At 71.0% G+C, this 24879-nt stretch carries 24 protein-coding genes; 11 read left to right on the top strand and 13 right to left on the bottom strand.

Annotation, left to right across the window (positions count from 1 at the left end; all coding sequences use genetic code 11):
- The 4 genes from ACYVJ3_RS06415 to ACYVJ3_RS06400 are packed head-to-tail and all read left to right on the top strand — an operon-like array spanning nucleotide 1 to nucleotide 3476.
- The gene (locus ACYVJ3_RS06415; protein ID WP_460851798.1) at nucleotides 1–771 is read left to right on the top strand and encodes an enoyl-CoA hydratase family protein; all 771 of its coding nucleotides are present in this window, start codon (nucleotides 1–3) and stop codon (nucleotides 769–771) included.
- On the top strand, nucleotides 768–1655 hold the full coding sequence (locus ACYVJ3_RS06410; protein ID WP_460851796.1) for a CoA transferase subunit A: 888 nt from the start codon (nucleotides 768–770) through the stop codon (nucleotides 1653–1655). Before ACYVJ3_RS06415 ends, ACYVJ3_RS06410 begins: the two co-directional genes overlap by 4 nt.
- The gene (locus ACYVJ3_RS06405) at nucleotides 1652–2404 is read left to right on the top strand and encodes a CoA-transferase subunit beta (protein WP_460851794.1); all 753 of its coding nucleotides are present in this window, start codon (nucleotides 1652–1654) and stop codon (nucleotides 2402–2404) included. The genes ACYVJ3_RS06410 and ACYVJ3_RS06405 overlap by 4 nt, the downstream gene beginning before the upstream one ends.
- The gene (locus tag ACYVJ3_RS06400; RefSeq protein WP_460851792.1) at nucleotides 2397–3476 is read left to right on the top strand and encodes an NAD(P)H-dependent flavin oxidoreductase; all 1080 of its coding nucleotides are present in this window, start codon (nucleotides 2397–2399) and stop codon (nucleotides 3474–3476) included. The genes ACYVJ3_RS06405 and ACYVJ3_RS06400 overlap by 8 nt, the downstream gene beginning before the upstream one ends.
- Nucleotides 3477–3540: 64 nt before the next feature.
- On the opposite strand, the gene ACYVJ3_RS06395 is transcribed toward ACYVJ3_RS06400, so the two are convergent.
- The gene (locus tag ACYVJ3_RS06395) at nucleotides 3541–5841 is read right to left on the bottom strand and encodes a M4 family metallopeptidase (RefSeq protein ID WP_460851791.1); all 2301 of its coding nucleotides are present in this window, start codon (nucleotides 5839–5841) and stop codon (nucleotides 3541–3543) included.
- A gap of 315 nt (nucleotides 5842–6156) precedes the next feature.
- Between ACYVJ3_RS06395 and ACYVJ3_RS06390 the strand changes: the two genes are divergently transcribed.
- The gene (locus tag ACYVJ3_RS06390) at nucleotides 6157–6516 is read left to right on the top strand and encodes a hypothetical protein (protein WP_460851790.1); all 360 of its coding nucleotides are present in this window, start codon (nucleotides 6157–6159) and stop codon (nucleotides 6514–6516) included.
- 21 nt (nucleotides 6517–6537) lie between these two features.
- On the opposite strand, the gene ACYVJ3_RS06385 is transcribed toward ACYVJ3_RS06390, so the two are convergent.
- From ACYVJ3_RS06385 to ACYVJ3_RS06365, 5 genes are read right to left on the bottom strand one after another with little or no spacing between them, the layout of a single operon-like run.
- Nucleotides 6538–7701, bottom strand: coding sequence for an acetyl-CoA C-acetyltransferase (locus tag ACYVJ3_RS06385; protein ID WP_460851788.1), 1164 nt, complete (start codon nucleotides 7699–7701; stop codon nucleotides 6538–6540).
- Nucleotides 7694–8284 (bottom strand): TetR/AcrR family transcriptional regulator, encoded by a 591-nt coding sequence (locus ACYVJ3_RS06380; protein WP_460851786.1) that lies wholly within the window; start codon nucleotides 8282–8284, stop codon nucleotides 7694–7696. The genes ACYVJ3_RS06385 and ACYVJ3_RS06380 overlap by 8 nt, the downstream gene beginning before the upstream one ends.
- The gene (locus ACYVJ3_RS06375) at nucleotides 8262–9065 is read right to left on the bottom strand and encodes an SDR family oxidoreductase (protein ID WP_460851784.1); all 804 of its coding nucleotides are present in this window, start codon (nucleotides 9063–9065) and stop codon (nucleotides 8262–8264) included. The genes ACYVJ3_RS06380 and ACYVJ3_RS06375 overlap by 23 nt, the downstream gene beginning before the upstream one ends.
- Nucleotides 9062–10270 carry an acyl-CoA dehydrogenase family protein gene (locus tag ACYVJ3_RS06370; protein WP_460851783.1) on the bottom strand — a complete coding sequence of 403 codons (1209 nt, stop codon included), beginning with the start codon at nucleotides 10268–10270 and terminating at the stop codon, nucleotides 9062–9064. The genes ACYVJ3_RS06375 and ACYVJ3_RS06370 overlap by 4 nt, the downstream gene beginning before the upstream one ends.
- 28 nt (nucleotides 10271–10298) lie before the next feature.
- Nucleotides 10299–10784 (bottom strand): winged helix-turn-helix transcriptional regulator, encoded by a 486-nt coding sequence (locus ACYVJ3_RS06365; RefSeq protein WP_460851782.1) that lies wholly within the window; start codon nucleotides 10782–10784, stop codon nucleotides 10299–10301.
- A 61-nt stretch (nucleotides 10785–10845) separates the two neighbouring features.
- Between ACYVJ3_RS06365 and ACYVJ3_RS06360 the strand changes: the two genes are divergently transcribed.
- The 6 genes from ACYVJ3_RS06360 (at nucleotide 10846) to ACYVJ3_RS06335 (ending at nucleotide 18027) form a co-directional block, all read left to right on the top strand.
- Nucleotides 10846–12258, top strand: coding sequence for an MFS transporter (locus tag ACYVJ3_RS06360; RefSeq protein WP_460851781.1), 1413 nt, complete (start codon nucleotides 10846–10848; stop codon nucleotides 12256–12258).
- Between the two features lie 45 nt (nucleotides 12259–12303).
- Entirely contained in the window at nucleotides 12304–13812 is a 1509-nt protein-coding gene (locus ACYVJ3_RS06355) for a FadD3 family acyl-CoA ligase (RefSeq protein WP_460851778.1), read from the top strand.
- A 1-nt stretch (nucleotide 13813) separates the two neighbouring features.
- Nucleotides 13814–14968: an acyl-CoA dehydrogenase family protein gene (locus ACYVJ3_RS06350; protein WP_460851776.1), complete on the top strand. Its 1155-nt coding sequence runs from the start codon at nucleotides 13814–13816 to the stop codon at nucleotides 14966–14968.
- Nucleotides 14965–15627 carry an acyl-CoA dehydrogenase family protein gene (locus ACYVJ3_RS06345; RefSeq protein ID WP_460851774.1) on the top strand — a complete coding sequence of 221 codons (663 nt, stop codon included), beginning with the start codon at nucleotides 14965–14967 and terminating at the stop codon, nucleotides 15625–15627. Before ACYVJ3_RS06350 ends, ACYVJ3_RS06345 begins: the two co-directional genes overlap by 4 nt.
- Entirely contained in the window at nucleotides 15627–16577 is a 951-nt protein-coding gene (locus ACYVJ3_RS06340; protein WP_460851772.1) for an acyl-CoA dehydrogenase family protein, read from the top strand. Before ACYVJ3_RS06345 ends, ACYVJ3_RS06340 begins: the two co-directional genes overlap by 1 nt.
- Nucleotides 16578–16665: 88 nt before the next feature.
- Entirely contained in the window at nucleotides 16666–18027 is a 1362-nt protein-coding gene (locus ACYVJ3_RS06335) for a helix-turn-helix domain-containing protein (RefSeq protein WP_460851770.1), read from the top strand.
- A gap of 4 nt (nucleotides 18028–18031) precedes the next feature.
- Here ACYVJ3_RS06335 and ACYVJ3_RS06330 read toward each other — a convergent pair whose 3' ends face one another.
- From ACYVJ3_RS06330 to ACYVJ3_RS06300, 7 genes are all read right to left on the bottom strand, one after another.
- Nucleotides 18032–18157 carry a hypothetical protein gene (locus tag ACYVJ3_RS06330; protein ID WP_460851768.1) on the bottom strand — a complete coding sequence of 42 codons (126 nt, stop codon included), beginning with the start codon at nucleotides 18155–18157 and terminating at the stop codon, nucleotides 18032–18034.
- A gap of 481 nt (nucleotides 18158–18638) precedes the next feature.
- Nucleotides 18639–19604 carry a trypsin-like serine peptidase gene (locus ACYVJ3_RS06325; RefSeq protein ID WP_460851766.1) on the bottom strand — a complete coding sequence of 322 codons (966 nt, stop codon included), beginning with the start codon at nucleotides 19602–19604 and terminating at the stop codon, nucleotides 18639–18641.
- Between the two features lie 55 nt (nucleotides 19605–19659).
- Nucleotides 19660–20325 carry a flavin reductase family protein gene (locus tag ACYVJ3_RS06320; protein ID WP_460851765.1) on the bottom strand — a complete coding sequence of 222 codons (666 nt, stop codon included), beginning with the start codon at nucleotides 20323–20325 and terminating at the stop codon, nucleotides 19660–19662.
- 9 nt (nucleotides 20326–20334) lie between these two features.
- Nucleotides 20335–21234, bottom strand: a complete 900-nt coding sequence (gene hsaC / locus ACYVJ3_RS06315) for an iron-dependent extradiol dioxygenase HsaC (RefSeq protein ID WP_460851763.1) — start codon at nucleotides 21232–21234, stop codon at nucleotides 20335–20337.
- On the bottom strand, nucleotides 21231–22145 hold the full coding sequence (gene hsaD, locus ACYVJ3_RS06310; RefSeq protein WP_460851761.1) for a 4,5:9,10-diseco-3-hydroxy-5,9,17-trioxoandrosta-1(10),2-diene-4-oate hydrolase: 915 nt from the start codon (nucleotides 22143–22145) through the stop codon (nucleotides 21231–21233). The genes hsaC and hsaD overlap by 4 nt, the downstream gene beginning before the upstream one ends.
- Nucleotides 22145–23329: a 3-hydroxy-9,10-secoandrosta-1,3,5(10)-triene-9,17-dione monooxygenase oxygenase subunit gene (gene hsaA, locus ACYVJ3_RS06305; RefSeq protein ID WP_460851760.1), complete on the bottom strand. Its 1185-nt coding sequence runs from the start codon at nucleotides 23327–23329 to the stop codon at nucleotides 22145–22147. Before hsaA ends, hsaD begins: the two co-directional genes overlap by 1 nt.
- A 64-nt stretch (nucleotides 23330–23393) precedes the next feature.
- Nucleotides 23394–24860 (bottom strand): FAD-binding oxidoreductase, encoded by a 1467-nt coding sequence (locus ACYVJ3_RS06300; protein ID WP_460851759.1) that lies wholly within the window; start codon nucleotides 24858–24860, stop codon nucleotides 23394–23396.
- Nucleotides 24861–24879 lie beyond the last annotated feature (19 nt).

Genomic DNA, 24879 nt, shown 5'->3' with positions numbered 1-24879 from the left:
ATGACTTCAGGAAGCGTCAGCAGCGAGCTGCGCGACGACGGGATCCGGGTGATCACGATGGCCGCTCCCCCGGTCAACGCGCTGACCGTGCAGGGATGGTTCGACGTCGCGAGCGCCCTCGACGAGGCCTCGGCCGACCGCGCCACCAAGGTGGTGATCCTGCGGGCCGAGGGCAAGGGCTTCAACGCCGGGGTCGACATCAAGGAGATGCAGAGCACCACCGGCTTCGACGCGCTGCTCGGCGCCAACAAGGGCTGCTTCGCGGCCTTCAAGGCCGTCTACGAGTGCAGCGTCCCGGTGATCGCCGCGGTCAACGGCTTCTGCGTCGGCGGCGGCGTCGGCCTGGTCGGCAACGCCGACATCGTCGTCGCCTCGGACGACGCCTACTTCGGCGTGCCCGAGGTCAACCAGGGCGCCCTCGGCGCCGCCACCCACATGGCGCGCCTGGTCCCGCAGCACATGATGCGCACCCTCTACTTCACCGCCCGCACGATCCCGGCGCGCGACCTCGTGCAGTTCGGGTCGGTGCTCGAGGTCGTGCCGCGCGAGCAGCTGCTCGACGCCGCGCTCAAGGTGGCGGGCGAGATCGCTGCGAAGCACACCTCGGTGATCCGGGCCGCCAAGGAGGCGCTCAACGGGATCGAGCGGATCAACGGGGTCGACGTCAACGCGTCCTACCGCTGGGAGCAGGGATTCACCTTCGAGCTCAACCTCATGGGCGTCAGCGACGAGCTCCGCGACGACTTCGCGGGAACGGAGAAGAGCAAGTGAAGCCACGCGACAAGCGGATGACGATCGAGGACGTCGTCGGCAGCCTCGAGAGCGGCATGACGATCGGCATCGGCGGCTGGGGTCCTCGGCGCAAGCCGATGGCGCTCGTGCGCGCGATCTACCGCTCGGACCTCACCGACCTGCACATCGTGAGCTGGGGCGGCGCCGACGTCGGCCTGCTCGCGCGGGCGGGCAAGATCCGCCGGCTCACCTACGCCTTCGTCTCCCTCGACACCGTGCCGCTCGAGCCGAACTTCCAGCGCGCACGCCAGGAGGCGACGATCCCCCAGATCTGCGAGCTCGACGAGGGCATGTTCCAGACCGGCCTGCGCGCGGCCGCACAGCGCCTGCCGTTCCTGCCGATGCGCGCGGGGCTCGGCTCCGACGTGCTCGTCAACAACCCGGACCTGCGCACCATCACCAGCCCGTACGCCGACGGCGAGGAGCTCGTGGCCGTACCCGCCCTCGAGCTCGACGCCGCGCTGGTCCACCTCAACCGCGCCGACCAGCACGGCAACGCGACGTACCTCGGGCCGGACCCGTACTTCGACGACCTCTTCGCGATGGCCGCCGACAAGACCTACCTCAGCGTCGAGCAGGTCGTCGACACGGCTGGGCTCACGGCCGGCCCTTCGCCTGTGCCCGTCCAACGACTGCTGCTCAGCCGGATGATGGTCAGCGGCGTCGTCGAGACCCCGAACGGCGCGCACTTCACCAGCTGCGTGCCGGACTACGAGCGCGACGAGCCCTTCCAACGGGCGTACGCCGCAGCCGCGGGGGGCTCCGACGAGGAGTGGCAGGCGTTCCACGACCGGTTCCTCGCCGGCGACGAGGCGAGCTACCAGGCGGCGGTCGCCGCCTTCGCAGAGGAGAGCAGCAAATGAGCGCCACCCGAGCAGACGTCTGCGCCGCCGCGATCGCGGACGCGTTCAAGGACGACGGAGAGATCTTCGCCAGCCCGATGGGCCTGCTGCCCACGGTCGGCGTACGCCTCGCACGGCTGACGTCCAACCCGGACCTGGTGATCAGCGACGGCGAGTCGGTCTTCCTGGCCGGGACTCCCCCGCTGGGCGGCAAGGACGTCGTCGAGGGATGGATCCCGTTCCGCAAGGTCTTCGACGTCGTCGCCTACGGCAAGCGCCACGTGATGATGGGCGCCACCCAGGTCGACCGCCACGGCAACCAGAACATCTCCGCGATCGGCGACTTCGCCCAGCCGCGGCGCCAGCTGCTCGGCAGCCGCGGCGCCCCGGGCAACACCGTCAACAACCGCACCTCCTACTGGGTGCCCCGGCACTCCAACCGCGTCTTCGTCGAGCAGGTCGACGTCGTCTCCGGCGTGGGCCCCGCCCGCGCGAAGGCGGCCGGACCGGCAGCCGAGCGGTTCAACGACATCCACCGGATCGTCACCAATCTCGCGGTCCTCGACGTGGCGGGCGAGGGCGGGACCGTTCGCCTGGTCAGCATCCACCCCGGGGTCACCCTCGACGAGGTGGTCGACGCGACCGGCTTCACCCTCGAGATCCCCGCCGACGTCGCGCGAACGCGCGAGCCCACGGCCGAGGAGCTCACCCTCATCGAGAACGTCATCGACCCGAAGGGCCTGCGGTTCAAGGAGGTGCCGAATGCGTGAGCAGGTGATCCGCACGCCGTTCACCGACCTGGTCGGCGTACGTCATCCCGTCGTGCAGACCGGCATGGGCTGGGTCTCCGGCCCGCGGCTCGTCGCCGGCACCGCCAACGCGGGCGGTCTGGGCATCCTCGCCTCGGCCACCATGACGTTCGCCGAGCTGGAGCAGGCGATCATCTCGGTCAAGCAGCGCACCGACCAGCCGTTCGGCGTGAACATGCGCGCCGACGCGGGCGACGCCAAGGACCGGTGCCGGCTGCTGATCGACCACGGCGTCAAGGTCGCCTCGTTCGCCCTGGCCCCCAAGCCCGAGCTGATCGCGCTGCTCAAGGAGAACGACATCGTCGTGATGCCGTCGATCGGCGCCGCCAAGCACGCGGTCAAGGTCGCCGCCTGGGGCGCGGACGCCGTGATGGTGCAGGGCGGCGAGGGTGGGGGCCACACCGGCCCCGTGCCGACGACGCTGCTGCTCCCGACCGTGCTCGACGCGGTCGACATCCCGGTCATCGCGGCCGGCGGGTTCTTCGACGGCCGCGGCCTCGCCGCCGCCCTCAGCTATGGCGCCGCCGGTATCGGCATGGGCACCCGCTTCCTGCTGACCCAGGACTCCGCCGTTCCCCAGGCCGTCAAGGACCTCTACCTGTCCAAGTCGCTCACCGACACCGTCGTGACCGCCAAGGTCGACGGCATGCCCCACCGCATGCTGCGCACCGACCTGGTCGAGGAGCTCGAGGGGACCAGCGCCGTACGCCGCCTCGCCCCGACGCTCCGCCGCACCCTGGAGTTCAAGCGCGAGTCAGGCATGACCTGGACCCAGCTGGCCAAGGACGGCCGCTCCATGAAGAAGGAGCAGGGCCGCACGCTCGCCCAGATGAGCCTGGCCGCGAACACGCCGATGATGCTCAAGGCCGGCCTGGTCGAGGGCGACACCTCCGCCGGCGTCCTGGCCAGCGGCCAGGTCGTCGGCGTCATCGACGACCTGCCCACCTGCGAGGAGCTCATCGACCGCATCGTCGAGCAGGCCGCCGTCGAGCTGCGCCGGGCCTCGTCGTACGTCGTCAGGCCGCAGGGCTGAAGGATCGGGTGGCTGAACGGAGCGTTTCCGCTCCGCCCAGCCACCCGACCGTCGTCGCCGGGGGTCAGCCCAGGTTCAGCGAGGTGTCATCCACGATGAAGCTGGTCTGCAGCGAGCTGTCCTCGGTGCCCGAGAAGCTGATCGTGACCGTCTGGCCCGCCAGCGAGGACACGTCGAACGACTTAAGCACGTAGCCCGAGCCCTTGTTCAGGTTCGAGTACGTCGCCAAGGTGGTCGAGCCCGCCTTCACCGTCAGCTTGTCGTACGCCGACGAGGTGGTCGTCTCGGCGGAGTCGACCCACAGGTAGAAGCTGAGCGTGGCCTTGCAGCCCGACGGGATCGTGACCGACTGGCTGAGCGTGTCGGTGTGGGTGGTGCCGTAGCCGTCCATCCAGGCCTTCCACGTGCCCGCGTGGGCGGCCGCGCCGGAGTCGTTCGTGATCACGCCGCTCGACGCGGTCCATCCGATCGCTCCCGACTCGAAGCCGGGGTTGGCCAGCTTCTGACCGGAGCACGACGTGCCGCCGGATCCCGAGATCGTCCAGGTGAACGAGGCCGACCCCGAGGCGCCCGTGGCGTCCTTGGCCGTGACGGTGGTCGAGTAGGTGGCCGCCGTGGTCGGCGTACCGGAGATCAGGCCGGTCGAGGCGTTGATCGACAGGCCGGCCGGGAGACCCGTGGCCGAGTAGGTGAGCGTCTGACCCGACGCCGAGTCGGAGGCCGAGACCTGCAGGCTGGTCGCCGTGCCGACGGTGCCCGAACGGCTGCCGGGGTTGGTGACGGTGACCGTGTTGCCGCTCGTGGTCGAGCAGGTCGGGTCACCGGTCTGCGCCGGGACGCTGACGGCGTTCCACGCCGCCTTGACCGCGTTGAACTCGGTGCACGAACCCGGGTAGAGGTTCTTGGCCGCGGTGAGCGTCCAGGTGCGGTACTTCAGGTACGACGAGGACGAGGTCTTCATCAGCATCGCGTTGTACATGATGTTCTCGGCCTTCTGGATGCCGATGCCCGTGATCGAGGTGCTGTTGCACGTCGGGCTCGTCGGCTGGCCGTTGGTCGGGTTGGTGCCCTCGGCCAGCAGGTAGAACCAGTGGTTGCCGGGGCCGGCGGCCGCGTGGACCTCGGCGGTCGGAGTGGAGGAGGAGTAGCAGTTGGAGTCCCCCGCCAGCGACGGGTTGTACATGTAGCGGATCGGGCCGCTGCCGACCAGGTCCACCTGCTCGCCGACGGTGAAGTCGGGGGTGTCGACCGGGTTGTTGGCGTACCACTCGGTCGCCGCGCCGAACGTGTCGGCGACGAACTCCTGGGTGCCGTTGCCGGACAGGCCGCCGGGCGTGTGGTCGTCGACGCCGTGGCCGAACTCGTGGGCGACGACGTCGATCGAGCCGATCCACCTGCCACCGCTCTGGGAGTGGCCGACCTGCACTTGGGTGCCGTCGTAGTAGGCGTTCACGTCGTTGAGCCCCACCCGGATCGGGACCCAGCCGCCGGAGCCGTCCATGCCGTTGCGGCCGTCCCAGGCCGAGAGCATCTTGCGCTCCTGCTCGGCGGCGTAGAACGAGTCCACGCAGCCGGTCTCGCGGCTGGTCGCGTCGCCGTTGCCCCAGCTGTCGTCGGTGCCGCTGAAGGTGGTGTTCGTCGCCGCGTCCTGGCACACCAGGGTCGAGGCGTTGCTGTTCTTCATCGAGTACGTCGACCCCGACAGCGTGGTCGGGATGCTCACGCTGCCGTCGTACGCCGAGTTCCCGGACCCCTCGGCCACGTGCTCGACGGTGTCGAGGACACCGCCGGTGTGCGCGTCGACGTACACGGTCAGCCGGGAGGCGTCGCCGTTGCGGGTGCCGGTGACCGTGGTCTCCCAGGCGAGCGCGGAGTGCGCGCGCTGGAGGACGACGAGCCGGCTGGCACCGTCGTAGGCGCCGTGGCCGACCTGGTCGAGCGACGTACGCCGGGCGGCCGCGCGCGTCACGCTCGGACTGATCGAGTCGAGCGAGACGTCCGAGGTCTGGGCCACGCTGGTGTCGAGCAGGCGACCGGCGCCGTCGGTGACGACCACGAAGTCGCCGCCGATGACCGGCAGGCCGCGGTAGGTGCGGTCGTAGGGGACGTACTGGATGCCGTGCGAGGCCACCACGGCGTGGGCCTGGAAGGCGTCGTGGGCGGAGGCGTGGAGCAGGCCGGGTGGGGTGGCCACCAGCTTGCGCGCGGTGGCGAGGGCGTGGTCCTTGGACGGGCCATGGGTGGCGACGGTCTTGACGGGCGGGGCACCCGGCGTGGTCGAGGCCTGTGCGCCGGAGGGCGCGGTGGCGAGGGCCAACGCCGAGACGAGGGCTGTGGTGAAGCCCCCTGCGACGAGTCGTTTCACTGACACTCCTTGAGAGGGGGTCCGGGTAGGACCCGTGGTGATGAAGTGACCCGACGCCTCGAGGACCTGGGTGCGTCCCCCACAGACGCGAGCCTCACGCACTGTCGTCCCGCCGCAAACCCAGCGTCAACGAACGCAGTGGATCAGAAAGATGCACTGCAGGTTCATGAACCACCGGAGACCTTCCTGCGAACCACGGCGCGCTGGCAGAAGATCTGTCATCGAGCGGAGCGACGGGGCGGACGTGGCGGATCCCACCCACCGTCAGCCGCCGTTCCGGGGGTACGCCGGCCCGCGGGCCGATATCGTGAATACGTGAACCAGCCGACGACCGCCCCGCGCCGCAAGCACCTGATGGACCCCAACGCGCCGCGCAAGCAGGTCGACCCCGAGGCCGTGAAGAAGCTCGAGACCACTCAGCGCCGGGTCGTCTCGGCGGTCGTGATGACGATCATCTTCCACCTCACCGCGGCGCTGATCGTCTCGGCGGTCTTCGACGTGGCGGGCGACAAGGCGGCCTCGAAGGTCGGGCTGGTCGTGATCGGTGCCCTCTTCTGGAACGTCGGCATCGCCGCGGTCCGCGCCCTCAACGGCAAGAAGCCGCTGTCGCTCTGGCACCTGACCAGCCTGGTGCCGCTCGGCATCGGCCTCTGGCTCGCCTTCACCTTCGGCTGAGTCGTTCGGCGTCGCGCGATCTCAGAGGCGCTCGATGATGGTGACGTTGGCCTGACCGCCGCCCTCGCACATCGTCTGCAGGCCGAAGCGGCCGCCGGTGCGCTCGAGCTCGTTGAGCAGGGTGGTCATCAGGCGGGTGCCGGTGGCTCCGATCGGGTGGCCGAGCGCGATGCCACCGCCGTTGACGTTGACCTTCTCGTGGGGCGCGCCGGTCTCCTTCATCCACGCCAGGACGACCGAGGCGAACGCCTCGTTGCACTCGAACAGGTCGATGTCGTCGATCGTCATCCCCGCCCGGGCCAGCGCGTGCTTGGTCGCCTCGATCGGTCCGGTGAGCATCCAGATCGGGTCGTCGCCGCGGACCGAGAGGTGGTGGATCCGGGCGCGCGGCGTGAGGCCGTGCTCCTCGACCGCACGCGACGAGGCGATCAACATCGCCGAGGACGCGTCGCAGATCTGCGAGGCGACGCCGGCGGTGATCCGGCCGCCCTCCTGCAGCGGAGCGAGCGACGCCATCTTCTCCAGGGAGGTGTCTCGCGGGCACTCATCGGTCGAGACCACCTCGCCGGAGGGCAGCACGAACGGAACGATCTCGTTGGCGAAGCGGCCCTCGGCGATCGCCGTACGTGCTCGCTGGTGGGAGGCGAGGGCGAACGCCTCCATCTCCTCGCGGGTGACGTCCCACTTCTCGGCGATCATCTCGGCCGAGTTGAACTGCGACACCTCGACGTCGCCGTAGCGCGCGGCCCAGCCGGGCGACTCGGCGAACGGTGTGGTGAAGCCGTAGGGCTGCGCGACGAGCATCGCCGCGGAGATCGGGATCGCGCTCATGTTCTGCACACCACCGGCGATCACCAGGTCCTGTGTGCCGGACATGACACCCTGGGCGGCGAAGTGGACGGCCTGCTGCGACGAGCCGCACTGACGATCGATCGTCACGCCGGGCACGTGGTCGGGCAGACCGGCCACGAGCCAGGCCGTCCGAGCGACGTCGCCCGCCTGCGACCCGATGGTGTCGCAGCAGCCGAGGATCACGTCGTCGACGAGGCCGGCGTCGATGCCGGTCCGCTCGACGAGCGCCCGCAGGGAGTGAGCGGCCAGGTCGGCCGAGTGCACCCCGGCCAGGGAGCCCCGGCGTCGCGCTACCGGCGTACGGACGGCGTCGATGATGTAGGCCTCAGGCATGGGTGATCCCGTCCAGGAGAATGCGGATGTACTGGTCGGCGACCTCCGTGTGGGTGAGTCCGCCGCCGGGTCGGTACCAGCGGACGGCGACCCACACGGTGTCGCGGATGAAGCGGTAGGTGAGCGTGATGTCCAGGTCCTCGCGGAGCACCCCGGACGCGACACCCTCCTCGAGCAGCGTGATCCAGACCTGGCGGGACTGGGCGTTGCGATCGGCGAGGTAGCCGAAGCCCTCGAGCCGGCCCAGGTGCGCGGCGTCGTTCTGGAAGATCGCCACCTCGTGGGGGTGGTTCTCGATGGCCTCGAAGCTCACCCGGACGGCCCGCTCGAGCTTGGTGCGGGCGTCGTCGGAGCTCGCGAGGATCTCGTCGTACTGCCCGAAGAGCTCGGTCTGGAACTCACGCATGAGCTCGTCGGCCATCGACTCCTTGCTCGGGAAGTGGTGGTAGAGGCTGCCGGACAGGATGCCGGCGGCGTCCGCGATGTCGCGGACCGTGGTGTTCTTGAAGCCCTTGGTGGCGAACTTCTCCCCCGCGATCCGGAGGAGCTCCGCTCGCCGGTTAGGCGTGCTGGCTGCTGACACTGATCACCTCTCCGGTCAGGTACGACGAGTAGCCGCTGGCGAGGAACACCATCACGTTGGCGACCTCCCAGGGCGCGGCGGCCCGGCCGAAGGCCTCGCGCTGCTTGAGCTCGACGAGCAGCTCGGGCGAGGTCACCTTCTCCAGGAACGGGTGCATCGCCAACGACGGCGAGACCGCGTTGACCCGGATGCCGTGCGGCGCGAGGTCGAGGGCGGCACAGCGGGTCAGCGCCATCACACCGGCCTTGGCGGCGGCGTAGTGGGCCTGGCCCTCCTGCGCGCGCCAGCCGATGACGGAGGCGTTGTTGATGATCACGCCCTTCTTGCCCTGCGCGACGAAGCGCGCTCCGGCGGCGCGGACGCAGCGCATGGTGCCGGTCAGGGTGATGTCGATGACCCGGCCCCAGGACTCATCACTCATCTCCAGGATCGGGTCGGTCCCGCCGAGCCCGGCGTTGTTGATCATCACGTCGACCCCACCGAGCTCGTCGGCCGCGTCGAGCAGGGCCTGGACGTCGGCCTCCTGGGTCACGTCGCAGACGAGCTGTCGCACGCGGTCGCCACCGAACTCGTCGGCCAGCTGCTGCTCGGCCTCCGCGAGACGGCGCGCGTGGGTGTCGGAGAAGACGACCGCCTTGGCGCCCTCCTCCAGCGCCCGGCGTACGACGGCCGCGCCGATGCCGGCGCCCGCGGCGGCCGTCACGACGACGACCTTGCCGTTGAGCAGGTCGTGGCCGGGGACGTAGTCGGGCGTGGGCTGCTCGGGTCTGGTCACGGTCATGCGCGGGCCTCTCGGGGCAGGCCGAGCACGCGCTCGGCGAGGATGTTGCGTTGGATCTCGTCGCTGCCGCCGTAGATCGTGTCGGCACGCGAGAAGAGGAAGAGGCGCTGGTGGGCGTCGAGCTCGTACGCCGCGCCCTTGGTCAGCAGGCCGTCGGCTCCGGCCACGGCCATCGCGGCCTCGCCGAGACGCTTGTGCCAGTCGGCCCAGGCCAGCTTGAAGATGCTGCCGGCTCCCCCGCCGGCGGCGGAGTCCGAGCCTCCCTCGACGTTGCTCAGCGCCCGCAGCGCGAAGGCGCGGATGGCCACCAGCTCGGCGTTGAGGCCGGCGAGGCGGTCGCGGACCACGGGGTCCTCGATCGAGCCGTTGGCGCGAGCGCGGGCCGCGACGTCGTCGAGCTCGCGGGCGAAGCCGACGGTCTGGCCCAGCGTCGACACCCCGCGCTCGAAGCCGAGCAGGCCCATCGCCACGCCCCAGCCGGCGCCGGGCGCGCCGACGATGTTGTCGGCCGCGGTGCGCGCGCCGGTGAAGAAGACCTCGTTGAACTCCGACCCGCTGGTCAGCTGCTCGATCGGCCGGATCTCGACACCGTCCTGCTTCAGCGGGACCAGCAGGAAGCTCAGCCCGTGGTGGCGCTGCGAGCCCGGCTCGGTGCGCGCGACCACGAAGCACCAGTCGGCCACGTGCGCCATCGAGGTCCACACCTTCTGGCCGTCGATCACCCACTCGTCGGTGGTCGAGCCTGCCGAGTCCCGACGCGCCTTGGTCTGCACGTTGGCGAGGTCCGAGCCGGCGCCGGGCTCGGAGTAGCCCTGCGCCCACAGCTCCTCGACCTTGACGATCGCAGGGAGGAAGCGCGCCTTCTGCTCGTCGGTGCCGAACGCGATCAGCGTCGGCCCGAGCAGCTGCTCGCCGAGGTGGTTGACGCCGTGCGGCGCGTCGGAGCGGGCGTACTCCTCGTGGAAGATCACCTGCTGCCACAGGCTCAGCCCGCGGCCGCCGTGCTCCTTCGGCCAGCCGACGCAGGTCCAGCCGGCCGCCGCGAGGTGGCGGTTCCAGGCGAGGCGCTCGTCGTGGGCCTCGTGCTCGCGACCCGGGCCGCCCAGACCCTTCAGGCGGCCCCACTCGCCGGCGAGGTTGTCCTCGAGCCACGCGCGGATCTCCGCGCGGAAGGCACGGTCCTCGGGGCTCTCGGTCAGGTCCACAGGATCACCCTACCAAGCATTTGCTTGGTCAGCTCCGGGTGCGGCGCCTTCCGGTCACCACGACGTCGGTCTCGGCGACGTCGTGCCCGTCCTCGCAGCGCAGGACCGCATGGACCTCGGCGCCGCAATCGGCGTGCGAGAGCGAAGGGCCGCCGGAGCCTGCGGGCAGGTAGGTACGGCCCCACTCGACCAGTCCGAGCACCACGGGCGCGAGCGCCTCGCCGGCCTCGGTCAGGACGTACTCGTGACGCGTGCGCTGACCCGGTTCCCGGTAGGGCTGCTTGGCCAGCACCCCGGCACCCACGAGCTCGCGCAGTCGCTGGGAGGCGACCGCCTCGGTGACGCCGACGCGGCGCACGAGCTGCTCGAAGCGGCGCGCGCCGTAGAACGCCTCGCGGATCAGCAGCATCGCGGTGCGGTTGCCGATCACGGCGTAGGCACGGTCGATGGGGCACGCGTCACCGAGAGGTACGTCGCCCCGCTGGGCCAGCCGCCCCGCCACCTGTACTCCCATGACGCTGATCATAACCCGGCTGGGTTGTGCATTCCATAGTCAGGGTTCTAGATTGCTGGCTATGTCCCAGCAAAGTCAGACGTCGCGGCCCGGACTGGTCACCGCGCTGCTCACCGGCGCCACCTTCCTGGCCGGTCTCGACCTCTTCATCGTGAACGTCGCCTTCGACGACATCGGCCGCGACTTCGCCAGCCACGGCAGCGCACCGAGCCTGAGCCAGCTGAGCTGGGTCCTCAACGGGTACGCCGTCGTGTTCGCCGCCCTCCTCATCCCGATGGGCCGGCTGACCGATCGCTACGGCCGCAAGGCCGGCTTCATCTCCGGCATCGCGGTGTTCGCGGCGGCCAGCCTCGCCTGCGGCCTGGCCGACAACGTCTGGATGCTTGTCGCGTTCCGCGTCCTCCAGGCGATCGGAGCGGCGGCGATGACGCCGAGCAGCCTCGGCCTGCTGCTCGGGTCGCTGCCTCCCGAGCGTCGCGCCGCCGGCGCGCGCATCTGGGCGCTCGCCAGCGCTGTCGCCGCCGCGCTCGGCCCGGCCGCCGGCGGCGTGCTGGTGCAGATCTCGTGGCACTGGGCGTTCTGGATCAACGTGCCGATCGGCGTGCTGCTGGTGATCGCCGCGGTGCGGTTCGTGCCCGACGTACGCCACAACGACGGCGCCCCGCGCCCCGACCTCCTCGGCGCCACGCTCATCGCCGGCGCGATCGGCGCGCTGATCCTCGGCATCGTCCAGGGCAATGACTGGGGCTGGCACTCCCCCGGCGTGATCGGCTCGTTCGTCGCCGCGGTCGCCCTGGTCGCCGCGTTCGCGCTGACCAGCGCGCGCCACCCCGCCCCGGTCATCGACCCGGCCCTGCTGCGGATCCGCCAGGTCCGCTGGGCCAACCTCGCAGCCATCGCGTTCAACACCGCTTTCGGCTCCTCGCTGCTGCTCGGCATCCTGTGGATGCAGCAGGCGTGGGACTACTCGGCCCTGCGCACCGGCGTCGCCGTCGCCGCCGGCCCGCTGATGGTGCCGCCGGCATCGATCCTCGCGTCTCGCCTGTTCCCCCGCGTGCGACCGGGCCGGCTGATCGCCGTCGGCAGCGGGCTGTTCGCGCTCTCCGCGCTGTGGCAGACGCTCGTCATCTCGGCCTCCCCCGCCTACGCGACGACGTTCCTGCCCGGCTGGCTCCTCGGTGGTGTCGGCGTCGGACTCGCCATGCCCAACCTCGTCGCCGCCGCGACCGCCGGACTCCCGCCCGAGCAGGCCTCGACGGGCAGCGGCGTCAACAGCATGGCGCGCCAGGTCGGCATGGCCCTCGGCGTGAGCATCCTGGTGGGCATCCTCGGCTCCGGCGCCGGCTCGCTCGACACCGTCCGCGCCGGGTGGATCTTCATCGGCGCGGCAGCACTCGTCGGCGTGGTCGCCGCCCTCACCATCGAAGGCGTACGTCGCCCCGTCGCGGAGCCGGTCGCCGTCGAGGTCGCCTGACCCGCACCCGCTCCCTACCAAGCATTTGCTTGGTAGGGTGGCGGCGTGGACACCATCCCCGCGCTCCTCCGCCACGCAGCGGCGACGTACGGCGACAAGCAGGCGTACGTCGAGGGCGACCGCACCGTCTCGTACGCCGACCTACTGCACCTCGTCGAGGCCACCGCCGAGCTCACGGTGAACAACGGTGTCTGCTGCGGCGACAAGGTCGTTCTCTGGGGCCCGAACAGCATCGACTGGGTCGTCGCAGCCCTGGCGGTGACATACGCCGGCGGCGTGCTCGTCCCGGCGAACTCCCGCTATCTGGGAGCCGAGGTGGCAGAGCTCGCGCAGCGAACGAACGCGGGAGCCGTCATCGTTCATGACGGGTTCCTCGGGCGCGACCAGGTCGCCGAGCTCCGTTCCGCCGGCGTCAGCGAGCGCGACATCTGGCCATTGGCTTCGCTGACCGCCCGCGCTGCCGAGATCGACGGCACCGGCTTCCGACACGAGGATGTCTCCCCCGACGACGTCGCCGACATCCTCTTCACGTCCGGCACGACCGGGAAGCCGAAGGGCGCGATGAGCGCGCACCGGCAGTCGATAGGGGTGGCGCGGGCGTGGGCCGAGCTGGGCGGCGTGACGAGCGACGACCGCTACCTCGTCGTCAACCCGCTCTTCCACTCCTTCGGCTACAAGATCGGCATCCTGGTCGGCCTGCTGACCGGCGCGACGCTCTACCCGATGGCGACGTTCGACGTCGACGCCACCATGCGGCTGATCGCCGACGAGCAGATCTCCGTGCTGCCCGGCGCTCCGACGATCTACCAGTCGATCCTGGCCGCACCCACCCGCAAGGACCACAACCTCAGCTCACTGCGACTCGCGGTGACCGGCGCGGCCGTCGTGCCCGTCGTCCTGATCGAGCGGATGCGCGAGGAGCTGCAGATCGACCACGTCGTCACCGCGTTCGGCATGACGGAGGCCGTGGTCGTCACCATGTGCCGTGAGGACGACGACGCCGAGACCGTGGCCACCACCTGCGGCCGCGCGATCCCGGGCATGGAGACGCGCATCGACGACACCGGCGAGCTGCTGGTCCGGGGCGAGTTCGTGATGCTCGGCTACCTCGACGACCCCGCTGCCACCGCGGAGGCGATCGACGAGGACGGTTGGCTGCACACCGGCGACATCGGCATCATCGACGAGCGCGGCAACCTGCGGATCACCGACCGCCTCAAGGACATGTACATCTCGGGCGGCTTCAACGTCTATCCCGCCGAGGTCGAGCAGACCCTGCTGCGGATGGGCGGCATCAGCGACGTCGCCGTCATCGGTGTTCCCGACGAGCGGCTGGGCGAGGTGGGCAAGGTCTTCGTCGTGGGCGAGGCCTCCGAGGCCGACGTCCTCGCCTTCGCCAAGGAACGCCTGGCCAACTTCAAGGTGCCGCGGTACGTCGAGGTCGTCGACGCACTCCCGCGCAACCTTTCCGGCAAAGTCCTGAAGAACGAGCTGAGGGGTTTCGGTACGCCGCCTCGTCCCTCGGCGACTACTCAACCACCGAAAGATGCCTGACATGGATCTGGATCTCTCCGCATCCGAGCTGGCCTTCCGCGACGAGGCACGCGCCTGGCTGGCGGCCAACGTGCCCGACGTACGACTGCCGTCGCTGGACACCCCTGAGGGCTTCGAGGCCCACCGCGAGTGGGAGGGCACGCTCTCGGACGCGCGCTGGTCGGTGGTCTCGTGGCCGAAGGAGTACGGCGGCCGGGAGGCCTCGCTCGTGGAGTGGGTGCTCTTCGAGGAGGAGTACTACCGCGCCGACGCTCCGCTGCGGGTCGGCCAGAACGGCATCTTCCTGCTCTCGCCGATCCTGTTCGAGCACGGCACGAAGGAGCAGCAGGACCGCTTCCTGCCGTCGATGGCGACCGGGGAGAAGGTCTGGGCGCAGTGCTGGAGCGAGCCCGAGGCCGGCTCCGACCTCGCCTCGCTCAAGTCGACCGCGCGCCGGTCCGAGGGCGGCTGGGTGCTCAACGGCCAGAAGACCTGGTCGTCGCGAGCCGCGCTGGCGCACTGGGGCTTCGGGCTGTTCCGCTCCGACCCCGAGGCCGAGCGCCACCACGGCCTGACCTACTTCCTCTTCCCCCTCGACGCGCCCGGCATCACCGTCCGTCCGATCGCCCAGCTCGACGGCGAGGCCGGCTTCGCCGAGGTCTTCTTCGACGACGTCTTCGTGCCCGACTCCGACGTCCTGGGCGCGCCCGGCGACGGCTGGCGGGTCGCCATGAGCACCGCCGGCAACGAGCGCGGGCTCTCGCTGCGCTCCCCCGGCCGGTTCACCGCCGCCGCCGATCGCCTCCTCGACCTGTACGCCGCCACGCCCGACGGCCCCGACAAGGCGGCTGCCGGGCAGGGCGTGGTGGACGCCTGGATCGGCGCCGAGGCCTACCGCCTCTACACCTGGGGCACCGTCACCCAGCTCAAGGGAGGCGGCGACATCGGCGCCGCTGGCTCGGTCAACAAGGTCTGGTGGTCCGAGCTCGACGTGGCCCTGCACGAGACGGCCCTCGGCCTGCTCGGCGCCGACGCGGCCGAGGAGTCGCGCTGGCTCGACGGCTACATCTTCAGCCTCTCCGGCCCGATCTACGCCGGCACCAACGAGATCCAACGCAACATCGTCGCCGAGCGCATCCTCGGCCTGCCCCGCGAGCCGAAGGGGGCCCAGCGATGAGGTTCACGCTCACCGACGAGCAGGTCGCGCTCCGCGATGCGCTCGACAGGCTGGTCTCCTCCGCCGCTCCCGACGCTCTCTGGCAGCGACTCGACGAGCTCGGCATCAACGACCTGGCCAACGACGCCACCCCGGTCGAGGTCGTCGTCGCCTTCGAGGTCCTCGGGAGGTACGCCGTCCCCGACGCCCTCGCCTCCGTCGCCGGTGTCGCCGACGACACCGAGCTGGCCACGCTGGCGACCGCGGCGTACCTCCTGGGAGCCGGCGAGCGGGTCCTCGCCGATTCCGTCGCCTACGTCAAGCAGCGCCGCCAGTTCGGCCGCGAGATCGGCTCGTACCAGGCGATCAAGCACAAGCTCGCCGACGTGCGCATCGCGCTCGACTTCGCGAGGCCACTGGTCCTCGGTGCAGCCCTGGCGTCGGGCGAGTCCGCCCCGACCAGCCAGCGCGCCATCTCGGCCGCCAAGGTGTCGGCCGGCGACGCGGCGTACCTCGCCTCCCGCGTGGGCCTCCAGGTCCACGGCGCCATCGGCTACACCCGCGAGTTGGAGCTGAGCACCTTCATCACCGTGATCCGCGAGCTGCAGCCGGCGTACGGGACTCCTGCCTTCCACCGCGCACGGATCCTCGACTCGCTGCTGGCCGATCGGACGGCGTGATGGACTTCGCGCTGAGCCCCGAGCAGGAGGAGCTCGTCCGAACGGTCCGCAGCCTGGTCGCCAAGCGGGCCTCGCCGCGGGTCGACGACCTGTCGGTCTGGTCCGCGCTGGCCGGTGAGATCGGGGTTGCCGCGCTGGCGATCCCTGAGGAGCACGAGGGCGTCGGCGCGTCCTTCTTCGAGACCGCGCTGGTCCTCGAGGAGCTCGGTCGCAGCCTCACACCGACCCCGATGCTGGCGACCGCGCTGGCGACCGAGGCCCTCCTCGCGGGTGGCACGGACCAGGCCAAGGAGCGCTTGCTCCCCCGGATCGCGGAGGGCGCCGTCGCGACGCTCGTCCTCGACGCCGACCGACCCGTCCTCGACGCCGACCGGGCCGACATCGTGCTCGCGCTCGTCGACGACGAGCTGGTCGAGGTCACCGACGCCCGAGCGACATGGGCCGAGTCGATGGACCAGACCCTGCACCTCGCACACGTCGCGAGCACGACCGGCGACGTCATCGGGTCCGGCGCACCGGCCCGCGAGCGCGCCGAGACCGTCGCAGCCGCCGGGGTGGCCGCGCTGGCCGCCGGCCTGTGCCGCCGGGCGCTCGACATGACCGTGGCGTACACCAAGGACCGCGAGCAGTTCGGCCGGCCGATCGGGTCCTTCCAGGCGCTCAAGCACCGGATGGCCGACATGCTGCTGCGCACCGAGCTGGCGCGGTCGACGGCATGGGCGGCCGCGTACGCCGTCGCCGCGAACGCCGACGATGCTCCCCACCAGGCGGCGGCCGCGGCGGCGTACACCCTCGAGGCGGCAGCCCACCTCGCCGGCGAGTGCATCCAGCTGCACGGCGGGATCGCGATCACCTGGGAGCACGACGCACACCTGGTCCTCAAGCGCGCCCACGCGCTCGGTCAGCTCTTCGGCAGCGCCGCCGACCACCGGCGCGCGGTCCGGATCTGACGCCACCCGTCAACCACGGCGTCTCGAATAGGCAAAGAATTTGCCATAACGGGTTTCAAACCGGGCCGTTTCCTTGATGATGGGAACCATGCGCACCGAGGACTCCGAGCTGCTGCGGTCGGTCGACCCCGCCGAGCTCGGCGCTCGCGTGCGCGCAGCCCGTGTCCAGCGTGGCCTGACCCAGACCGATCTCGGCGGCGACGGCGTGTCCACCGGGTACGTGTCGCGGATCGAGAGCGGCGCACGCCGCCCGACACTCGCCGTGCTCGCGCACATCGCCGAGCGGCTGGACACCACCCCCGAGCAGCTGCTCCGCGGAGTGCCGCGCGACGAGTGCGAGGAGATCCGGCTCCTGCTGAACTACGCCGAGCTCGCGCTCGAGACCGGTGAGGTCCGCGAGGCCGAGACCCAGGCCCGCGCGGGCCTGCAGCGCGCGGTCACGGCCGGCCAGAGCGACCTGCGCCGTCGCGCGACGTACCTCCTCGGACGCGCCGTCGAGGCGCAGGGCCGGGTGCACGAGGCGATCGCGATCTACGAGGAGCTCGCCCCGGACCTCCACGGCCTGGCGCTCGCCGAGTGCGGCATCGCGCTCACCCGCTGCCACCGCGACGTCGGCGACGTCTCGCTCGCCATCGACACCGGCGAGCGCATCGCCGCACGGCTCAGCGAGGCCGGCCTGCTCGCCACCGACGAGTCCGTCCGGCTCACCATCACCCTCGCCTCGGCGTACGCCGCCCGCGGCGACCTGCACCACGCCGAGCAGGTCTGCCGGCAGCTGCTGGAGACCGCCGAGCGCATCGACTCCCCCGCGACCAGGGCGTCCGCGCTGTGGAACGCCAGCCACGCCCGTGCCGAGGCCGGCGCCACCGACGACGCGATCGTGCTCGCCGAGCGGGCGCTCGCGCTGCTCGGCGAGGGCAACGACGCGCGCAACCTCGCGCGTCTTCGCGCACAGCTCGGACGGCTCCTGCTGCGCGTCGAGACCGGCGACCCGGCCGCCGCGCTGGCGCACCTGACCCGTGCCCGCGAGGAGCTGACGGCGAGCTCGGCCAGCGCCGCGCACGTCGCGATGGCCGATCTCGGCCTCGCGCAGGCGCACCTCGCCAGCGACGCCCCGGAGGCCGCCGAGGCGGCCGCCGAGCAGGCCCTGCTGAACACCCCCGACGAGATGCCTGAGCTGCGCGCCGAGATCCTCGTGGCCCTCGCCCAGGCGCGGCTGATGAACGACAGCGTCGACGGGACCCGCGCCACGCTCGACGAGGCGCGCTCCGTGCTGCAGGCCTGCGGCGGCTCACGCGCCGCGGCGGCGGTGTGGACCCAGCTGGCCGTGCAGCTCGAGGAGATCGGCGACACCGCCGGTGCGCTGCTCGCCTACCGCACCGCGACGACCGACGTGGGGCTGACGGCCCAGTCCCCCGTCGTACGCCGACGGGCCGACCAGCGCCGCTGAGCGATCAGCAGCAGGAGTCGTTGACCTGCGGCGCGAGGGTGTGGGTGGCCGCATCCGCCGGCACGACCGTCGACACCGTCGCGACCAGAACGAGCACCGCGGTCGCTGCCATCTTGAGCATCTTGTCCATGGGTTGATCCTCCCGGGAAGTTCAGGCGCGTCTCGCCTCCCAAGATCCTGTCACATTTCGGCGAATCCGCTAGGCAAATCGGTGCTAGTGTCTGCGATGTCGGGGCGGGCGACAACCAGCTCCACGGCCCAGCTTCAGCCAAGACCCCCAGTGACTGGAGCCCGGTCCACGGAGCGTCTCCCACGCCGACACTCTCGGGTCGCAGACCCGTTGTGTGGCCCCTCGTTGGTCGGCGCTGGCGAGGGGCCACTGCACTTTTGGGGCGCGAGCTCGTCGCCGCTTTCGGCGCCTTGCCTCACTTAGGCGCTTCGGCTCCTCCGGTCGCTCGTTCCTCGCTCCCTCCGTCGCCTCATCGCCTGCGCTCGGCAACCGGCGCCGGCGGCGCCGCGCTGCCGCGCTCGCGGTCGGCCGCCGCCGCGGTCCCTCGCCGTTGGCGGCCTACGGCCGGCACCGACGGACACTCCCCGCGGGCCGGGAAGCGCTACCCGTTGGCCCTCTGGATCAGCGTGCGGAGCGACCAGGTGAACGGGTGCGCCAGGAGCTCGCTCGGACCGGAGACCGTGCCCCGGGAGGTGACGGCGAAGATCGTGCCGATGTTCGCGGTGCGGTTCTTCGCCAGGATCCACGGCCCACCGCTGGAGCCCTGGGTCATCGAGCACGCGATGCGGGCGTCGCCGACGTTGTCGGAGTCGTCGCGGACCGTCGTACCGTCGCAGCGCCAGGCGCTCTCTCCGTCGTACGGCGACGCCGCGGGCCACCCCCAGATCCGGACGTGACCCTGGTTGGCCGACGCGCCGTAGGCGACGCGGTTGCCACCGGTGACGTCGACGATCCGCTTCCCGTTGTGCGCGCCCAGGGCGAGGATGGCCTGGTCCTGGTCGAAGTTCTCGCTGTTGATCCAGCCGCTCGCGACGAACCGGTTCGTGGCGACCCACTTGCCGAGCGGGGTGCGACCGTCGAGGTAGCGCGGGGCGTACATCCAGTTCGCGAAGTAGTGCGGCGTGCCACCCAGCAGGCCGCCGAGCAGGCCGTCGTCCGGGTGCGGACCCGTGTGCACGCAGTGGCCCGCGGTGACGATCTGGTTGCGGCTCCTCGTCGCGATCGTCGACGCCGAGCAGACGTAGTCGACGCTGCCGTCGGTGAAGAACAGCTTGCCGACCGTCTTCGGGACGTACGCCGAGGAGCCCGACTCGATCGCCTGGCCGGTGGTCGTCCGCGGCGCGAGGCGCGTCGAGGTCGACCCGCCGGATGCCTCCGCGCCCATCGGGGTCGCGTCGAGCATGCGGTCGCGCGTCCAGTAGGCGCGCACCTGGGCCGCACGGCTCAGCGCCGTGAGGACCGGGGCCGAGGGGTCCGAGGCGGCCGACGAGGTCGACGCGGACGTGAGGAGACCGGCGCCCGCGAGCGCGGTGACGGCGAGGGCGGCGAGGGAGCGGCGATGTTTCATCAGGTGCACAACGCGCGACACCCTCCCGGGTGACGGGCGCCACACGCCGAGAAGATCAGCTGTCGGTCGTGCGGTAGCGACCGCGGAAGTAGAGCAGGGGCTCGGTCTGCTCGACGTCGACGTGCTGCTCGAGATGCTCGACGCGGCCGATGACGACGAAGTGGTCGCCGCCCTCGTAGACCGCGTGGATGGTGCAGTCGAGGTGTGCCAGCGATCCGGTGATCACCGGCGAGCCGGTCGCGGGACCGGGCGTCCAGTCGATGCCGGCGAACTTGTCGACGCCACGGCTCGCCATCTGCGCCGAGACGTGCTCCTGATCGGCCGAGAGCACGTTCACGCAGAACCGTCCGGCGCGGTGGATCATCGGCCAGGCCCGCGACGTACGCGCGGGGATGAACATGACCAGCGGCGGGTCGAGGGAGACGCTGGAGAACGACTGGCAGGTCATGCCGACCGGCTCGTCGCCGCTCATCGTGGTGATCACGGTGATGCCGGAGGCGAAGCAGCCCAGCACGTCGCGGAAGCTGCGCGCCGCGGCCTTCGCCTCGGGGTCGTCGTGGACGACGACGTCCTCGCCGGGCCGGAACTCGAAGTCGACGTCGGCGTCGCCGAGGAAGTCCCCGATCAGCGAGGGGTGCGGCCAGGTCTCGCGGGCGTCGTCGCTCATGCCCTCGGGAAGCCCGTTCCTCTGCCCGTCCGTCTGCTCCACCACAGTCTTCACGGTATCGACCTAGTTGTTCCCACCGAAGTTGTGGCCCCAGTACGAGACCGCGGTGGACTCACGCGCCACCCACCGCTCGCCGTCGACGCGCAGGCCCTCGGTGCCGAACTCGATGTCGAAGCCGCCGGGCGACCTGACGTAGAAGGAGACCATCTCGTCGTTCATGTGCCGCCCGAGCGTGGCCGACAGCGGAGCCTTGTGCTTCTTGACCCGCTCGAGCGCACGACCGACGTCGTCGAGCGTGTCGACCTCGAGCATGATGTGGACGCACCTGCTCGGGTTGGGCATCGGCAGGAACGCCAGCGAGTGGTGCCGCGGGTTGACGCCCAGGAAGCGCAGCCAGACCTTCGATCCGGGCTCCTTGCCGACGAACTCCCCCGGCATGCTCATCGAGTCGCGCAGCTGGAAGCCGAGCACGTCGCGGTAGAACCGCAGCGCCTCGACGTCGTCGAGCACCGGCACCACGATGTGGCCCATGCCCTGGTCGCCGGTGACGAACTTGGCGGCGTACGGCGTGACGACGGGCCGGCTCTCGTAGGTGATGCCGTGGAAGAGCTCGAAGACGTTGTCCCACGGGTCGCTGAAGCGGACGAGCTCCTGCACGCGACGGTCGGCGAGCTCCTCGGGCGTGCCCTCCTCGAAGGCGACACCGGCCTTCTGGAGGTGCTCGCGGGCGGCCTGCAACGCGGCGTGGTCGGCGAGCTCCCAGCCGGTGGCGGCGAGCTCGTCCGTGTCGGAAGGTACGACGACGAGCCGCGCGCTGACCTCGTCGATGCGCCAGTACTGGTGGTCGGGGTTCGGGCCGCGGCCCGCGGCCAGGCCGAGCACCTTGCCCGCGAAGGTCTCCCAGGCGGACAGGTCGGTGCTGTTGACCCGGACGTAGCCCATGGACTTGATGTCGATGCTCACGATGAAGCCTCCGGTGATCGAGCCTGTCGAGATTCGACGTGAGCGGCCAGGAACGTCGTGCACACGGCGGCGAACTCCTCGGCAGCCTCGATCTGCGCCCAGTGGCCGCAGTTGGGGAAGACGTGCAGCTGGGCCTTGGGCATCTGCTTGAGCGCGACGAGCGCGCCGTCGAGCGGGTTGACGCGGTCGTCGCGGCCCCAGGTGAGCAGGGTGTGCTTGCGGATCCGGTGGACCTCGCGCCAGAGCATGCCGTCCTCGGCCCACTCGGGGTTCCAGAAGGAGGCGCCCATGGAGCGCATGGCCTCCATCGAGCCGGGGGCGGTCGCGTCGGCGTACCGCTCCTCGACGAGCTCGTCGGTGACGAGTGCCTGGTTGACGACCATGCTGGAGATGAAGGCCCGCAGCCGCTCACGCGTGGGGTCCATGGAGAACTCCATCAGGCGCTGCACGCCCTCGGTGGGGTCGGCATGGAACAGGTTGAGGCTCAGCCCGCCGGGACCCATCAGCACCAGGCGACCGACGCGATCGGGGTAGGACAGCGCGAAGCGGGTCGCCGTACCGCCGCCGAGCGAGTTGCCGAGGAGGTGGACCTTCTCGATCTGCAGCTCGTCGAGCAGCTTGAGGAGATGGTCGGCGGAGTGGCGGAAGTAGTTGGCGGTCACCGGCGGCTTGTCGGACTGGCCGAAGCCGGGCTGGTCGACGAGCAGCGTGCGGAAGCTCTGCGCGAAGCGCGGCAGAGCGGCGCCGAAGTTGCTCCACGCCGACGCGCCCGGCCCGCCGCCGTGCAGCAGCACGAAGGGCAGACCAGCGCCGAGGTCGGTCGACTCACCGGCCTCGTAGTAGTTGAGGGTGATGTCGCCGGCCTTCGCGGACCGGCGTACGTCCTCCTTGTCGAGCGGAGCGGGCGTCATCAGTACATCCCGGGGTCGACCTTGTGGCCGAACTGGTGGGCGCCGTACATCTGCAGGGCACGCTCGGGGTCGTTGGCCGCGTGGACGCGTCCGGCGTGCGAGTCGCGCCAGGCGCGCTGGAGGTACGTGCCCTCGGCCAGCGCACGGCCACCGGACGCCTCGAACAGCGCATCGATCGCCTCGATCGAGCGGGCGGTGCCGAGCACCTGGTCACGGCGCACGCGCAGGCGCAGCTCGAGCGGGATCGTCTCGCCCTTGGCCACGATCGCCTGCTCCTCGCGGATGTTGGCCATCAACAGCGCCCAGGCAGCGTCGATCTCGGAGGACGCACGGGCGATCCGGACGGCCGCGAACGGGTCGAGCGAGGCCTTCTCACCGAGGTACGCCGCCCGCACGCGCTTCTGCTGCATGTCGACGTGCTCGGCGTACGCGCCCTTGGCCATGCCGACGATCGGGGTGGCGATGGTGGTGGTGAAGATCGAGTGGAACGGCAGCTTGTAGAGGTCGCTGGTGTTGACCGCCTGGCCGGGGCCCTTGCACGCGCCGGTCTCGCCCATGGAGAGCGTGAACGCCTCGGGGACGAACACCTCGTCCACGACGATGTCGTTGGAGCCGGTGCCGCGCAGGCCGACGACGTTCCAGACGTCGAGGATCTGGTACTTCTCGCGGGGCACCATGAAGGTGCGGAAGTCGACGACCTGGCCGTCGGTGTTGAACACCAGGCCACCGAGCAGGACCCACGAGCAGTGGTCGCAGCCGGAGGAGAAGCTCCACTTGCCGCTGAGGGTGAAGCCGCCCTCGGTCTGGATCGCCTTGCCGGTCGGGGCGTAGCTGGAGCTCAGCCGCGTGGAGGTGTCGCTCCCCCAGACCGCCTGCTGCGCCTCGTCGGCGAACAGCGCGACCTGCCACGGGTGGACGCCCACGACGCTGGAGACCCAGCCGGTCGCACCGTCGGCGCTCGCGATGTCGCGGACCGCGGAGTAGAACGCGACCGGGTCGGCCTCGAGGCCGTCGTACCGCTTCGGCTGGAGCAGCCGGAAGAAGCCGGTCTGCTCGAGCTCCTTGATGGAGGCATCCGGCACGACGCGCAGGCGCTCGCCCTCCTCCGCGCGATCACGGAACGTCGGCAGAAGATCGCGTACGCCGTCCAGGACGGCCTGCACCTCAGGAGCGAAGTCGGTCATGCCGGCAATACTAGAACACGTTCTCGTTTTGTGCGAGAACCTGTTCTAGATCGGAGTCGCCGTGTCACCAGGGCTGCGGCTGGTTGAAGAAGCCGTGGGGGTCATAGGTCCGGCGTACGTCGGAGAGCCGGGCGGAGTTGGCGCCGAAGTAGGCCTGTCGATACTCGGTCAGCGACGCGTCGGCGTAGTTGACGTAGGCGTGCTCGCCCCAGTGGGGCAGCATCGCGGCGCGCATCGTGTGGACGGCGTGGTCGGCACCGCGCGCGGTGCCGCTCGGGAACGTGGCGGTGTACTGGACGGTGGCGAGCGCCTCGCGGTGGACGAACGCGGTCGCGTCCGGCGCCTGCTCCCCCACGGTCCCGCCGAGGGCGTCGATCGAGGCGCCGACCTCCTTGAGGCCGGTCGTCGACGCCTGCTCGACGGCGTGGACCAGGTCGGCGATGGCGGAGGAGTCGAGGCGGTCGTAGGCGACGTGGGAGGTCGCCGCGAACGCCTCGCGGCCGGGCGCGCCGGCGTACGCCCGCATCGCGTCGAGGTAGGAGCGTGTGTGCCGGGTGTCGGCGCTGGGGGCCGGGAGGTGGTTGGTGAGGCCGTCGAGCCTCGCCTGGAGACCGGACGTCGGGCCGATCCACGTCCCCGAGACGAAGACCGTCGGTCCGTCGGGGTGGGTCGCACCGCCGAGGAGCTTGAGGGTCGACCAGAGCCGGTCGTCGGCCGAGGGCGCCCACTGCTGCCAGGCGTCCACCACGTCACGGGCGCCCGACCACGGCCAGGCGAGGTAGAAGCTGTTGATCGTCGGCGCCGCATGCGTCTGCATCTCGAACGACGTGACGACGCCGGCATGCCCGCCTCCGCCGCCACGAAGTGCCCAGAACAGGTCGGGGGCCGTGTGGGCGGCAGCGGTGCGGACCCGGCCGTCGGCGGTGACCACCTCGATCGAGCGCACCGCGTCGGAGGTGAGTCCGAGCGCCCGGGTGAGCACACCGACGCCGCCACCCATGGTCAGGCCGGCCACGCCGACCGTCGGGCACGAGCCGCCCGGGATCGCGCGGCCGCGACCGCCGACCTCGTCGTAGAGGTGCGCGAGGGCGGCGCCGGCACCGACGTTCGCCACCTCACCCGACCAGGTCACCTGCGCCATCGGGCGTACGTCGATGACCAACGCACCTGCTCCGGCCGACCAGCCCGGATAGCTGTGACCGCCGGAGCGCACCGCGATCGGGATCCCCCGATCCTGGGCGAAGCGGAGGCCGACGGCGACGTCCTGCGCGCTCGCAGCCGAGAGGACCGCGAGCGGACGCAGGTCGTCGTACCGCGGGTTCGGCGTCAACCGCAGGCGGTCGTACGCCGCCTCGCCGGGTCGCGCCAGCCCACCGGAGAGGTGACGGCGCAGCTGGGCCCAGCCGGCGCGGGGGACCGGCGGTGCGGTCGTCGAGGGCGCGACGACCGGTCGCGCCGTCGGCGCGCCGCACGCGGACAGGGCACCGACGGCGCCCACCCCGAGGACCGCGCGGCGACTCAGCCCAGGCATGTGGTCACGGGACCGACGG

The organism is Nocardioides montaniterrae, assembly GCF_054782655.1.
This window is presented reverse-complemented; position numbering and strand designations above follow the sequence as displayed.